The organism is Nucisporomicrobium flavum (genome assembly GCF_016464385.1).
In the GTDB taxonomy this organism is placed as follows: Bacteria; Actinomycetota; Actinomycetes; order Mycobacteriales; family Micromonosporaceae; genus Actinoplanes; species Actinoplanes flavus_A.
On sequence record NZ_JADMLH010000015.1, the window covers coordinates 104,442 to 117,436 of the forward strand.

Sequence of the window (12,995 nt, forward strand, 5' to 3'; positions counted from 1 at the left end):
TTTTGCGCAACCGGATCGGACGAATCCGCCTTGCCCTGGACCGGCGCGCAAGCGCTGTGGTTCCATGCGCGACGTGACGGACCGCCGGAACGGAGCATCTGTTTTGCCGAAGATCACCCTGTCCGACCGCGAGCGCGAGCTGGTGGCCTTGCTGGCACAGGGGCACACCGACGTCTCCGCGGCCGAGCAGCTCGGCATCAGCGCCCGCTCGGTGACCAACATCCTGCGCAGCCTGATGGACCGGCTCGGGGTGGACAACCGCTTCCAGCTCGGGCTCGCGCTGGGCTTCCTCCGCAAGGCCAACGTTCCGGGGCCGTCCGTGGGAAGCGACGGTTGACTTGTGAGATGACAATCGATGGAGTGACGAGCTCACCGCTGCCTGTCGGCGCCGCTGTGCCCTCCCTGGTCCGCTGGGGTCTCTCCAGTGACGCGGACCTTGTCTTCCGCACTCTCGTGACGTTCGGTCCGCGCACCCAGCGGGCCCTCGCCGCCGAGCTGGGCCTGGCCGGCCGGCGCACGGCGGATGCGCTGGCCGAGCTGCTCGAGTCCGGCGCGGTGGTGTCCACCGACGATTCCCGTACGACGACCCGCATCTGGACCGCCCGCCGTCCGGACGCCGTGGTCTCGATGCTCCGCTCACGCCGGATGCGGCTCGTCGACCGGCACGCGACGACCACCCAGCACCACGGCGTCGTACGGTCCCTGCGGACGAGTGTCGCGCCGGCCCTGCCGATGGGGATCGTCCCCGGCCTGCCGGGTGGATTCGCGGAGGACATGCTCTACCTGCCGACGCGGGAAGACGCCAGCCGCCGCGTGAGTGAGCTCATCGCGCCGCCGATCCACGAGTTCCTGTCGATGAGCAACGTCCAGGTTGTCGACGCCGTGTCGGCCCGGGCCGCGGCGCCGATGGACACCGCGCTGTTCGAACGCGGCGTGCAGCTGCGCTTCCTCGGCATGCCGCCCGCGGACGGCGACACGCTGGACGTGAGCGGCCACCTCGTCAACGGGACGTCGTACCAGCGGCGGGAGGCGGCCGAGGTGCCGCTGCGGCTGATGGTGATCGACCGCCGGACGGCGCTGCTGCCGGCCGACCCGGAAGACCTCGAACGCGGCTACCTCGAGGTTTCGCGCCCGCCGGTCCTGCAGGCGCTGCTCGCGCTCTTCGACCGGCACTGGCGGGCCGCGGTGGCCCCGCAGCGGTGGGTGGCGCCGATCGAGCTGTCCGACCGTGAGCGCACCCTGATCACGCTGCTGGCCGCCGGTCACACCGACCAGACGGCGGCCGAGCGGCTGCGGATCAGCACCCGCTCGGTCACCGGGATCATGCGTACGATGATGGACCGTCTCGGCGTGGAGAACAGGTTCCAATTAGGACTGGCGCTCGGTGCGTTACGTGTCGCCGCACCGCCGTCCCTGGCGTTCCAACCCGATGAAACAAGCGATCTGGAGTCCTGATGTCCTGGAGACTGCTCGCCGTCGTCCTCGCCGTCCTGGCCGGGCTGACGCTCACCGTCGGCGCGTCCCTGAGCGCCGGCGCCACCTCGGGCGACCGACAATCGGTCGTCGCCGGCTCCATCATCGACCGCCCGGGTGGCACCTGCGTCACCTGCACGTAGGCGCCGGGGACAGGACGGCTCGGGAGACCGTACGACAACGGTCGCCCGAGCCGTCCGGCGTGTCAGGCGGTGAGCCGCAGGTAGTCCAGGTTGAAGCCGCCGGTCTCGCAGTACACGGTCACGAGCTGGTCGCCCGCGGGCAGGGTGACGGTCGCGTGCACCGACTGGTACGCGCCCCAGCCGCCGGTGTCGGGCACGGACACCTTCGCCAGCACGGCCCCTTGGGCGTCCCGGAAGGACACCGCGTCCGCCGCGACCGCGCCCGTACCGTTGGCGACCCGCAGCTCCAGGTCGTACGTGCCGGCCTGCGCCACGTCCACCCGGTACGACAGCCAGTTCCCCGGCGCCGTCCAGCCGACGTTCTTCCCGCCGCTGGCCGACGCGTTGCTCTCGATGAAGTTCGGGCCGCCGTCGGTCCAGCCGTGCTGGGCCGCGTACGCCTCCGCCTCCACCTTCGCTCCGATCGGCGCGCCGTGCGGCATCACGGTCACGTGCACGGTCACCTCGTCGCGGGCGCGGCCGTCGGTCGCGTAGAACGTCAGGTCCTGCGTGCCGGGGGCGGTCGGGCTGATCGTCACCAGGCCCGTACGCGCGTCGATCGTGACGCCCTCGGGCAGGTCGACCGCGTAGTAGGCGAGCTTGTCCCGATCACGGTCGGTGGCGGTGAGCTGCACCCGGGTGGTGCCGTACTGGTCCGCGGTCACGGCGGGCACGTCGCGCAGCACGGGGGCGTGGTTGCGCTTCGGCGGCACGTGCGCCGTCCAGCGGTACGTGGCGTACGAGCCGGCCGGCACCTTCGCCACGAACGACTTCCCGGCGAGCTCCACCCGTACCGTCGAATCCTTGGTGTTGCCGTTGCCCAGGACCGCCACGTAGTCGTCGTGGTCGCGGTAGACGACGTTGCTGATGCCGTTGGCGGTCGCGCTCGACTCCACGCGTACGTGATCAGGGGTGAGGTATCTCGCGAACTGGCCCATCGCGTAAAGCTCGTCCCGGACGCTGAAGTCGCGCGTGGCGGTGTCCACCTTGACCAGTCGGTTCGGCCACTTGGTGGTGCGGCCGATCTCGTCCCAGTCGACGTTGTTGTCGCGCTTGTCGGTCCAGTGCAGCGTCCCGCCGTCCTGGTCGGTGGTCTGCGCCCACATCACGTACGAGCTCGCGTCGAGCCGGAAGTAGCTCAGGATCGTCGCGGGGTTCAGGTCGCTCGTCTCGGTCATGTGCACCGGCTTGCCGTACTGCTCGTACGCGTCGCGCATGACCGTGGGGTCACCCCAGTACGGGTGGAACGCGATCCCGTCGGCCGCCTTGAGCGCCTTCGCGTCGTCGAAGATCCGGTAGTAGTTCTTGGTCTCGGTGCTGTTCGGGTCGCGCCAGTCCCAGAAGTTGAAGTCGTGCACGTAGAGGCCGGTCCGCAGCCGGGCGGCGGCCAGCTTCCGTTTGATCGCCACGGCGAGCTTCTGCTGCTGCGCGACGCTGATGTCCATGGCCGGGTAGACCACGTCCATCCCGGGCTCGTTGAGCAGCGTGAGCGCGTCGATCCGGATGCCCTGCCGGGCGTACGCCTGCAGATACTTCACGTAGTACCGCGCGAACACGTCGATGCAGTCGTCCCGCAGCTTGCCGACCTGGTAGTAGGCGCTTGTGCTGCCCGGGAGCAGCGCCACCTCGCCGGTGAACCGGTTGTTGGTCTTCATCCAGGCGGGCGCGCTCCACGCGGAGGCGAAGAACGTCGCGCGCGGGTTGTAGCGCTGGATCAGCTTGACGGTGTCGACGATGTGCAGGTCGATGTCGCGCTGGATGGAGAAGTGCTTGAGCCCGAAGTCCTCGGTCACCCCGGCGGGCAGCTCGTCGTACGACCAGAACGGCAGGTGCTCGATGAGGTCGGGGCTGCCGATGGTGAGCCGGAAGCGGTCGAAGCCGGCGCCGTGCCTCGGGTCGACGAGCAGGCGTACGGCCTCCTCGCGCTTGGCCGGCGTGAGCTTCCACAGGTTGGAGACGCTGGTCTCGTCGAGGGAGAAGCCGATGCCGGCGTACCGCTGACGCGCCTGGCTCGGGTCCGCGACGACGGTGGCGTCGGTGGTGGTGCCGTCGTCCGCGCCGTAGCGGACGGTGGGCAGCGGCTGCCAGGCCGCCGCGGCGCCGGTGGAGTAGGTGCCGGTGACCGGGCTGCCCCGGTGCGTCGCGGCGGCGGATACGGGCAGACCTAGAACGGCCGCCGCGGCCGTGGACGCGGCCGCCAGGGCCGCGGTCAGGGATCGCCTCACGGGAGCTCCTTAAAGATCGACGAGTGCCGACATGAGAGGAGCCTGACTTCCGGCGACACTTAAGTCAAGGCGGAAATTTAGCCCCTGCCCGGTGTCGGAGTTGCGGCAAAAGCCCTCACCGCGCCCGCCGCCGCGACACCATGAGGACGATCACTGCCCTCGATGGTGGGAGGCCCGCCATGGCGTCCACGGCGCCGATTCCCCTGCGCCAGCTCCGGCTCGCCCTGGTCTGCTCCGGCGGCGTGTCGCTCGCCATCTACATGCACGGCCTGACCAGGGAACTCCACCACCTGGTGATCGCCTCCCGGGCCTTCGACCGGGCCTATCAGGACGATCCGAGGGCCGTCGCCGACGCACCGAACCCCTTCGACGCCGGCGACCGCAGCGAACACGCGTACTTCGAGGAGCTGCGGGACCAGGCCGTCGCCGGCCGCCCGGTCTCCGTCGTCATCGACGTCATCTCCGGTACGTCGGCAGGCGGCATCAACGGCGTCTGCCTCGCGAAGGTCCTCGCCGTCGGCGGCTCCCAGAGGGCCCTGCGCGACCTCTGGATGAAGAAGGGCGACCTGCGCAAACTCCTGGTCGGGCCGAGAGTCGGGCTGCTGCATCCCCAGGTGGCGGTCGCCGGCCTACGGGTGCTGGCCGGCTTGGCGTTGCGCCACGGCCGCACGTACCCGCTGCGTGGCGACGAGATGTCCCGCTCGCTGTACGACGCGATCGGCGCCATGGACGAGCCGGAGACCGAGCGGCTGGTGCCCGACGGCAACGACCTGCGGCTCATGGTGACGGCCACCGACCTCGACGGCTTCGACGTGCTCGTACCGGCCGGCGGGGGAGGGCCGAGCCAGCACGCCCTGGACCACCGGCAGGTGCTCACCTTCGCGTACGAGAAGGGTTCCGCCGCCTTCGGTCCGGGCGACACCGGAGCGCTGGCGTTCGCGGCCCGCGCGACCTCGGCGTTCCCCGGTGCGTTCGTCCCCGTCTCGCTGGAAAGCTTCGCGGGGGAGCTCGCCGCCGACGGCAGGGACCGCACGCTGGACCGGGAGACCGTCCTCACCCGGCTGCGGTGGCAGCGTCCCGACGGCTCGGCGCTGTTCGCCGACGGTGGCGTGCTCAACAACCAGCCGTTCGACCTGGCCGTCGACGCCATCGCGAGGATGCCCGCCGAGACCGAGGTCATCCGGCGGCTGGTCTACATCGAACCCGTGCCCGGCGGGGCGCTCGTCCCGGCCGCGGAGGACGCCACCCGGCCGCCGCGCCGCCGCGGGCTCCTGCCCGACCTGAAGTCCGCCCTGATCGGCGCCCGCTCCCACCAGCCGGTGCTCGGCGAGCTCACCCAGCTGCGCGACCTCAACCTGAAGATCAAGCAGGTCGGGGACATCACGCTGCAGCACATCGGCGAGGTCATGGACGCGATCGACGTGGCCGGCCTCGGCGCACCCCGCAAGCTCGACCGCGCCGCGGTACGCCACCTCACCGAGGCGATGCACAAGCAGGCCGTCGACCGGCTGGGGCCGTCGTACGGCACGTACTGCCGGCTGAAGCTGGACGCGGCGGCCGACGAGATCGCCGATCACCTCGCCGACCACTTCGAGGACCCGCCCGGCTCGAACCGCCGCGAGTTCGCCCGCGCGGTCATCCACGCCTGGCTCCGGCTGCAGCCGAGCTGGACGGCGAAGGACCATCTGGAACGCATCGCGCTGCTGGACCGGATCGACGTGCCGTACCGGCTGCGCCGCCTGAAGTTCGTCCTCGCCGGCATCAACCACCTCTACGGGACGCCGGGCGTCGAACCGGAGCAGCTCAACCGGCTCAAGGCGGCGGCCTGGACGATCATCGGCGGCATCCGCGACCAGATCCGCCGGACCGTCGCCGGCCTGCCCGCGGAGACGACCCAGTTCCTCGGCCGGGAGTCGATGACCGAGGCCGTCTGCCTCACCGACCCCGCCGTCTTCGCGAGCGAGTTCGAGGACCGGATCGCCACGCTGGTCAAGGGGTACGACGAGGGCATGTCCGCCGCGGTCGCCGACATCCAGACGCTGATGTGGACGGCGTTCGGCGAGGAGACCCGCGACTGGGACGCCGCCGCCGCCGACGAGCTGCTCTCCCGGTACGCGGCCTTCCCGCTGTGGGACTCGCTGATCTTCCCGGTCATCGCGCTGTCGCCGGTGCCCCAGTTCACCCCGATCGGCGTGACGCGATTCAGCCCGCTGGACGCGCGGCGGCTGGCCGGCGTACCCAAACCGAAGTTGAAAGGGGTGTCCGTCCACCATTTCGGCGGCTTCCTCAAGACCGAGTACCGCGAGAACGACTACCTGTGGGGCCGCCTCGACGGCGCGGAGCTCTGCCTGAACACGCTGCGCAGCGGCGCCGAGGGCCTGCCCAGCGGCACACAGGGACACCACGGCCCGCACCTCGACACGGCGCTGCGGGCGGTTCTCACCGCGGAAGCCGACCTGAAGCGGGTGTCGGAGCTCCGCAGCAACGTAGCGGCCGAGCTGCGGAAAACCTCTCCCCGCTGAGCAGATCCGCTGCGTAACAGGGCCGGGCCGCGGGTACTGCTGGCCGCGTGACGGCTCGGCGGTTCGTGGGATGGGTGACGGGGGCGTGGGCCCGGCTGCGTCGCCGGGCCGGGTGGCTCGACCACCTGGTGCGGGCCGGCGTGCGGTACGACGAGGCCGACGGCGGCCGGCTCTCCGCCGCCGTGACCTACTACGCGTTCTTCGCCGCCTTCTCGCTCGGCCTGCTGGCTTTTTCGATCTTCGGCTTCGTGCTCGACAACCCGGTCGTGCTCGGCTCGGTGGAACGGTACGTGGCCGAGAACCTGCCCCAGGTCGACGTGCAGACCCTACGGAACGCCCGGGGTACGGCCGGAGTCGTCGCGTTCATCGGGTTGCCGGTCACAGGCTGGTTCTGGGTGGACGCGCTGCGCTCGTCGATCCGGCGAATGTGGCGATTGCCAGAGTATCCGGGCAAACTCGTCAGCCGGGTGCTGATCGATCTGCTGGTGCTCGTGGGCCTCGGCATCCTGCTGGCGGCCTCGCTCTCGGTGGCGTACCTGACCTCCGTGGTAGCCGACCGGCTGGTCGACGCGGCGGACGCCGGCGCCACCCCGTCCCGGTGGATCCTGAGCGTGATCGGCGTGGTGCTGGCCGTCGGCGTGAACATGGTGCTCGCCGCCGCCATGCTGACGGGGCTGCCCCGCGTACGGATGCCGTGGCGCCGGGTCCTCGGGCCGGCGCTGCTGGTGGCGGTCGGCCTCGAGCTGCTCAAGACCCTCGGGCGGATCTACGTGGAACGCACCGAGGCGAACCCGACGTACCAGCTCGTCGCCGGCTCGGTCGGGCTGCTCGTCTTCCTCAACGCCGTCAATCAGATGGTTCTCTTCGCCGCCGCGCTGACAGCGACGAGCACCAACGGTGACCCGGCCGACCTCGCCGAGGGTGATTGATCGGCCGCTTCGTGTCCGATGGGCCGATCGGTCGGCCCGGCTCGCCGTTCGGGCCCGGCGGGGTGGCCCGTCCCGGGTGTTCCCGGAAAGAGGTGAAGAGGTTTACGGTCTTTCACGCAACGACGTATGCCCATGCGTGACGACCCAGGGAGTGGCGGCAACCGATGATCGGCAGCCATCCGGCCGAAGCACCGCCGCGCCATGCCGTACCCCGGCCCCGCACCGCCTCGCACGCCACGGGTGAGGGAACCCGGCGGTTCCGGCCGCAGCGGCGGCTGCAGGTCGTCGCGATCGTCCCGGCCTACAACGAGGCCGACGCCATCGCCGACACCATCGCGTCGCTGCGCCGCCAGACCCAGCCCCCGGACCAGATCGTCGTCGTACCCAACAACTGCACCGACGACACCGCCGACGTCGCGGCCGCGCACGGCGCCTACGTGATCCCGTACCCGGGCCACAACCCCGACAAGAAGGCCGGCGCGATCAACTACGCGCTGGACCGGCTCGAGCCGTACCTCGACGACCCGTGGGACTGGGCGATCCTGGTCATGGACGCCGACACGACCCTGTCCCCGGAATTCGTGAGCATCGCCGCGCGGCACCTCACGGCCGGCGTGGGCGGAGTCGGCGGTACCTTCACCGGCCGCGAATGCCACACCGTGCTCGGCTACCTGCAGCGCATGGAATACCACCGCTACGGCCAGGTCGCTAAACGCATGGGCGGGCGGGCGCACGTTCTCACCGGCACGGGCACCCTTTTCTCGTACGGGGCCCTGCTCGACGTACGGCAGCAACGCCGTGCCGGCACCCTGCTCCCCGAGGGCCAACAGTTCTACGACACCCATTCGCTGACCGAGGACAACGAGCTCACTCTCGCCTTGCAAGCATGCGGATATCAGGTGCTCTCCCCGCAGGGCATGACGGCCACGACCGACGTCATGGAAACCGTCCCGAAACTCATCGGGCAACGCGAACGCTGGTACCTCGGGGCGATGCGGAACATCGTCCAGTACGGCCGCCTGATGCCCTTCCACATGCGCTGGACCTACTGGCGCCAACAGGTAGGCCTCCTCCTCTCGGCAATAGTCGCCGCCGTCTACCTGATCGCGCTCGCGGTCTCCCTGATCGTCTTCGGCGACGTCGACTTCCGCTGGTACTGGGCCCTGCCCTCGGTCATCCTCCTGGCCGAACGCGTGTGGTCGGTCTGGGCCATGGGCTGGCGAGCCCGCCTGTACGCGGCGACCTTCGTCCCGGAACAGCTCTACACCCTCCTCCTGACCTACATCTACGCCAAAGCGCTCGCCGCCTTCGTCCGCGGCGACAAGGGCGGCTGGGCCGCCACCTGAAACCCCACTGGAAGGACCTTGTCCGCTATGTACACCAACGCACTCGCCAAGACCGGCGCGGGCATCACCGTCGGCGGCGTCACCCTCTCCGTTCTCAACCTGCTGTGGGTGGGTATCGCGATGGCGGTGGTCGGCGGCCTGCTGATCACCCTGACGAAGTTCGGGCCGCGGATCGCCCTGGAGCCGGTGCCGGTGGGGGTCCGCGGATCGAAGTTCCGCCTGACGGTCAACGGACGGCCGGTGAGGTCGAGCCGGGCCGGCGCCCACATGGGCGCGTGACCGAGTGGCAAGGGCGGGGATGCCAGCTATTCCGGCTCACTGCCCTTCCACGGTCCATAGCCGTCCTACTTGCACGTACTCGGCGTCCGCCCGGTCTATGACGAGAATCGTCTCTCCGGTGCGCAGAGTCCGCGGAGTTGGGCGATCCACCCCGAGCACGTGAACCGGCTGGCCACTCGAATGATCCCGCAAGCGGGGAACGCCGATGATCTCACCGTTGTCGGTCGAGCAGACAGCGATCAACCCGCCGCGGGTGGGGATGTCGAAGACTTCGTTCACACGGAACTGCACTGCAGTCATGACGAGTTGGTCCTATACCGTTCAAGGGCTGGCAATTCGCTGGCGTACGCTTCGTCCTCCAGCTCCCGTAGCGGCCGGGTGAGATGTTCGCCCGCCAACTGCTGCTGGATGTGGACATGTTCGTGCGCGATGGTAGCCGCCAAGGTTTCGTCGTCGGCGAAGCTGGCCGGGCCGAGGCGGATCTGAGTTCCGTTCAACTCAGAGGGGGTGTACGCGCCGGCATCCATGTGGTCGAGATAGCGGATCTCCTCGGGGTCGCTGATGATCACCACCTCGATGTCGTCGAGGTCGATGTTCATCCGCCCTGCCACATCGTGCACATTGTCCATGCTCATCGGGGTACCTGGACCATTTTCCAAGATATCCCGGTTGCTTCTCGCCGGACTCTTGCTGAAGAAGGCGGCGTCAGACGCGGTTTCCGTCGGGTCGGAGCGGCTCAGCTTACGGAGCTTGTCCCTGAGGATGTTGAGGACGCCGTTCAGTTCGTCGAGCTTGCCGTTCAGCCGCCGCAAGCTGTTGAGTAGCGAACGGATGAAGCTCTGGATCCGATCCACCCACTTGGCGACCAGTGTGGCGACCTGGCCGACGACCACAGGGGTGGCGATTCCTAGGGTCAGTCCCTCTTCCGCCAGCCACTGCGGCAGGCGGGCGGCAAGGGTTGCCACGAATTGGGCGATGAGGTCACGAACGATGCCGCGTACCAGGCCGACGACGAGGCCAGCACCTTCGACGGCGTACGAGATGGCCTCCGAGGCTTTGGCGATGCCGCCTAGCGCGTCGAGTTGCTGGGCGGCGTGGCTGCGGTAGGCGTCGCCGGAGGCGCCGGCCCAACCGGCCGTGTGCTTCCGGACATCATCCGCAAGGCGCTGCTGCGTGGCGGTCGTTGCGGCAGCGACGTTACGCCAGGTGGCGGCGTGGGCGGCGATCTCGACTGGCTGGCCGGCCAGCCAGTCGAGGGCTTCTTTCAAGGGCCGCACGTGTTCCATCAGCCAGCCCACGCCCCACGCCACCAGGGAACCGAGCGGATCGACGACCGTGCCGAGCAGGTCGAGCGTGCCGCCGACAGTCCCCAGCGTGCCGTCCACCCAGCTGTTGTTCTGGATGCCGTCGCTGATCTGGGCAGCGTCCTCGGCCAGGCCCAGCCCGGTGTACCAAGTGGTCGAACTGTGCGCTTGAGCGACGAGTGGGTTGTCAGTCACAGCGGGAGGTCGTCGCCTGGGCCCGAGGCTGCGGTCAGCCGTCGCGCGCCGGCGGTGTCGGTGTCCGACATCTCGGAGGCGGTCCTCCGAAGGTTCAGCGCGGTTTCTCCGAGAGCGTCCACCGCATCGTTCATGACCTCCGTCGCGCTGCCGAAGAGCGGACTCAGGATGGCGGGCAGGAATTGGCAGAGCTGCCCGTACGCCTGGCTGTCCATCACTACCTCTCCGGCTGCTGCGCGGACTTGAGCCATGTCGTCGCGTGCACTCTTCACGGCGGCGGCATGGTGCAGCACCGCTTCAGTTGGGAAGTCCACGCCTGAGCTCATCGGTTCTCCTCCCGCTCGACTACTGGGAAACGCGTCTCGAACGAATGGATGACCGCGCGTCCGGTTTCCGTATCGGCACCGACCGTGTCCTGTACTGCCTGGCTCACGCGGCTGGACAGGGCCGCTTGGGCACGCCGCATCACCGCCACAATTTCCTCCGCGAGCCGGGGACCGGGCAACTCGTGCACGCGGTCGTCCAGCTCAAGGCGCTCCACCTGGCCGGTGGACCCGACGGTTACCCGGATCGCCCCATCGCGATCCTCCGCCGTACCGGTCAGGGCAGCAACTTGCCGGGACAGTTCGACACTGCGTGCCGCATGCTCACTCGTCTGCGCGGCCCAAGCGTCCAGCCACTCCTCGGCGGCATCGATCCCGTCCACACCACGCTCCCATCGATACTCCCTCAGGCTACCGAGCTTCTTCCTCGAGGCGAGCGGCCTCAAGTGCGGCTGCCATTTGGCCGGGCCGACTCCGCTGAGCCTTGGAAATCTCCCGAAAAGGGCGGAACTGCTATCTGGGGCCCGGACCCCACAGCCCTGATCACGCCGGCCGAAGGGACCTTCGCCCACGAACTGCGTGGTGGGGATGGGCCGCGGGAGCTGACGACGGCGACCGAGCCCGAGCTTGCCGAGGTGATCTGCCGGGTCGCTCGGACGCGCCCGCCGGTCGACGGGGACGGTCCCGCTTCGAGCAACCGGTCCTCGCCGCGGCGGACGGCATGGACCGAGAACGCCGAGGTTGTCCCCTTGGTTGCTGCTTTGAGCCTCACCCGCGCCGAGCTTATGAAACGACCTTCTTGAATGTCTGGGAGCGCTCCCATAGGCTGCGGGTGAGCCAGCGGGATGACGCTCAGGTCCTGATCGGATGCTGTCCGGCGGCGGCTTGACGCGAAGGCGTCGTGCCTCTGTGGCCGGCGTGCGGGCTCGCGAGCTGAACGCTTCTGCGCCGCACCGGACGTGGGCGTTCTTCAGAGAGGGAGTTCGCGCGTGTTCAGAGGTCGACAGGTAAGGCGGCGTTCGGCGGGCGGCTTGCTCGCGATCGTGGTGTCGTCGGTGGGGATGCTCCTGACCATGGCCGCACCGGCTTCCGCAGCCGTTGCCGCTCCCGTGGCGCCCAGCGTGGCGGCCGGTTATTCGCACACGTGCGCGGTCAGCAGTGCGGGGGCTCTGTCCTGCTGGGGTGGCAATTACAGCGGTCAGCTCGGCGACGGGACCAAGACGAATCGGACTGCTCCCGTACGCGTTGGAAGCGCTTCCTGGGCCGCTGTCGAGGCGGGGACCAGTTACACGTGCGGTGTGCGTACCGATGGATCGTTGTGGTGTTGGGGTAGCAACAACCGGGGTCAGCTCGGCGACGGCACCACCAGCGGCCGGACCGCCCCCGTTCAGGTCGGCACCGCGACGAACTGGGCCGTGGTCAACGCCGGTGACACTCACACGTGCGCGATCCGTACGGATGGAACGCTGTGGTGCTGGGGCTACAACCGTTTCGGGCAGCTGGGGACCGGTGATCCCGCCGACGCGCGTACGCCGGTGCAGATCGGTACGGCGACCAGCTGGGCGACCGTCTCGGCCGGTTATGCGCACACCTGCGCGACCCGTACGGACGGCACGCTCTGGTGCTGGGGCGACGACATGTTCGGTCAGCTCGGCCTCGGCACCCCGCTGACCTACCGCGCGGCGCCCGCTCAGGTCGGCACCGGGACCAACTGGGCCAGTGTCGCGGCCGGGTACGCGTACTCCTGCGCCTCCCGTGCCGACGGCACGCTGTGGTGCTGGGGTGAGAACGGCTACGGCCAGCTCGGCGTCACCGGCGGCCAGCAGCCCTCGCCGGTCCGGGTCGGCGACGCCACGTCGTGGGCGAGCGTCAACGCCGGCTTCGACACCACCTGCGGGCTCCGTACCGACGGCAGCCTGTGGTGCTGGGGGAACAACACCGCGGGTCAGCTGGCCGACGGCACGACGACCCACCGGTACGCTCCGGTCCGCATCGGCACAGACACGACCTGGACGAACGACAACGCGGTCGGCTACCACAACTGCGGGTTCCGTACGGGCGGCAGCCTGTGGTGCTGGGGCAACAACGCCAACGCCCAGCTCGGCGACGGCACCACCACCCAGCGGACGTCCCCGCAGCAGGTGACGCTGCCCAGTTGAGAACCGGGATCCGGGGCCGTCCGAGCGGGACGGCCCCGGATTCACGGCATGCTTCGAT

Annotated in this window: 13 protein-coding genes; 8 read left to right on the forward strand and 5 right to left on the reverse strand. The window is 69.4% G+C overall.

Annotation, left to right across the window (positions count from 1 at the left end; translation table 11 throughout):
* Window positions 1–64: 64 nt before the first annotated feature.
* Genes IT780_RS29890 through IT780_RS29900 form a run of 3 tightly spaced genes read left to right on the forward strand, consistent with a single transcriptional unit; the run spans window position 65 to window position 1,616 of the window.
* Window positions 65–337 carry a helix-turn-helix domain-containing protein gene (locus IT780_RS29890; protein ID WP_233413733.1) on the forward strand — a complete coding sequence of 91 codons (273 nt, stop codon included), beginning with the start codon at window positions 65–67 and terminating at the stop codon, window positions 335–337.
* Between the two features lie 8 nt (window positions 338–345).
* Window positions 346–1,455, forward strand: a complete 1,110-nt coding sequence (locus IT780_RS29895) for a helix-turn-helix transcriptional regulator (protein ID WP_199515144.1) — start codon at window positions 346–348, stop codon at window positions 1,453–1,455.
* Complete coding sequence (locus IT780_RS29900) at window positions 1,455–1,616, forward strand: hypothetical protein (protein ID WP_199515145.1); 162 nt, start codon at window positions 1,455–1,457, stop codon at window positions 1,614–1,616. The genes IT780_RS29895 and IT780_RS29900 overlap by 1 nt, the downstream gene beginning before the upstream one ends.
* A gap of 62 nt (window positions 1,617–1,678) precedes the next feature.
* On the opposite strand, the gene IT780_RS29905 is transcribed toward IT780_RS29900, so the two are convergent.
* Window positions 1,679–3,880 carry a carbohydrate-binding protein gene (locus tag IT780_RS29905; RefSeq protein WP_199515146.1) on the reverse strand — a complete coding sequence of 734 codons (2,202 nt, stop codon included), beginning with the start codon at window positions 3,878–3,880 and terminating at the stop codon, window positions 1,679–1,681.
* 179 nt (window positions 3,881–4,059) lie between these two features.
* Between IT780_RS29905 and IT780_RS29910 the strand changes: the two genes are divergently transcribed.
* The 4 genes from IT780_RS29910 to IT780_RS29925 all read left to right on the forward strand — a co-directional run bounded on the left by IT780_RS29910 (window position 4,060) and on the right by IT780_RS29925 (window position 8,956).
* Window positions 4,060–6,402: a patatin-like protein gene (locus IT780_RS29910; protein WP_199515147.1), complete on the forward strand. Its 2,343-nt coding sequence runs from the start codon at window positions 4,060–4,062 to the stop codon at window positions 6,400–6,402.
* Between the two features lie 47 nt (window positions 6,403–6,449).
* Complete coding sequence (locus IT780_RS29915) at window positions 6,450–7,331, forward strand: YihY/virulence factor BrkB family protein (RefSeq protein WP_307831458.1); 882 nt, start codon at window positions 6,450–6,452, stop codon at window positions 7,329–7,331.
* Window positions 7,332–7,495: 164 nt separating this feature from the next.
* Window positions 7,496–8,677, forward strand: coding sequence for a glycosyltransferase family 2 protein (locus IT780_RS29920; protein ID WP_199515148.1), 1,182 nt, complete (start codon window positions 7,496–7,498; stop codon window positions 8,675–8,677).
* Between the two features lie 27 nt (window positions 8,678–8,704).
* The gene (locus IT780_RS29925) at window positions 8,705–8,956 is read left to right on the forward strand and encodes a hypothetical protein (protein WP_199515149.1); all 252 of its coding nucleotides are present in this window, start codon (window positions 8,705–8,707) and stop codon (window positions 8,954–8,956) included.
* 36 nt (window positions 8,957–8,992) lie between these two features.
* On the opposite strand, the gene IT780_RS29930 is transcribed toward IT780_RS29925, so the two are convergent.
* From IT780_RS29930 to IT780_RS29945, 4 genes are read right to left on the reverse strand one after another with little or no spacing between them, the layout of a single operon-like run.
* Entirely contained in the window at window positions 8,993–9,256 is a 264-nt protein-coding gene (locus IT780_RS29930; RefSeq protein ID WP_199515150.1) for a hypothetical protein, read from the reverse strand.
* Window positions 9,253–10,455: a WXG100 family type VII secretion target gene (locus IT780_RS29935; protein WP_199515151.1), complete on the reverse strand. Its 1,203-nt coding sequence runs from the start codon at window positions 10,453–10,455 to the stop codon at window positions 9,253–9,255. The genes IT780_RS29930 and IT780_RS29935 overlap by 4 nt, the downstream gene beginning before the upstream one ends.
* Window positions 10,452–10,781, reverse strand: a complete 330-nt coding sequence (locus IT780_RS29940; protein WP_199515152.1) for a hypothetical protein — start codon at window positions 10,779–10,781, stop codon at window positions 10,452–10,454. The genes IT780_RS29935 and IT780_RS29940 overlap by 4 nt, the downstream gene beginning before the upstream one ends.
* Window positions 10,778–11,161, reverse strand: a complete 384-nt coding sequence (locus tag IT780_RS29945) for a YbaB/EbfC family nucleoid-associated protein (RefSeq protein ID WP_199515153.1) — start codon at window positions 11,159–11,161, stop codon at window positions 10,778–10,780. Before IT780_RS29945 ends, IT780_RS29940 begins: the two co-directional genes overlap by 4 nt.
* A 690-nt stretch (window positions 11,162–11,851) precedes the next feature.
* On the opposite strand from IT780_RS29945, the gene IT780_RS29950 reads away from it, so the two are divergent.
* Window positions 11,852–12,937, forward strand: coding sequence for an RCC1 domain-containing protein (locus tag IT780_RS29950; RefSeq protein ID WP_307831464.1), 1,086 nt, complete (start codon window positions 11,852–11,854; stop codon window positions 12,935–12,937).
* Window positions 12,938–12,995 lie beyond the last annotated feature (58 nt).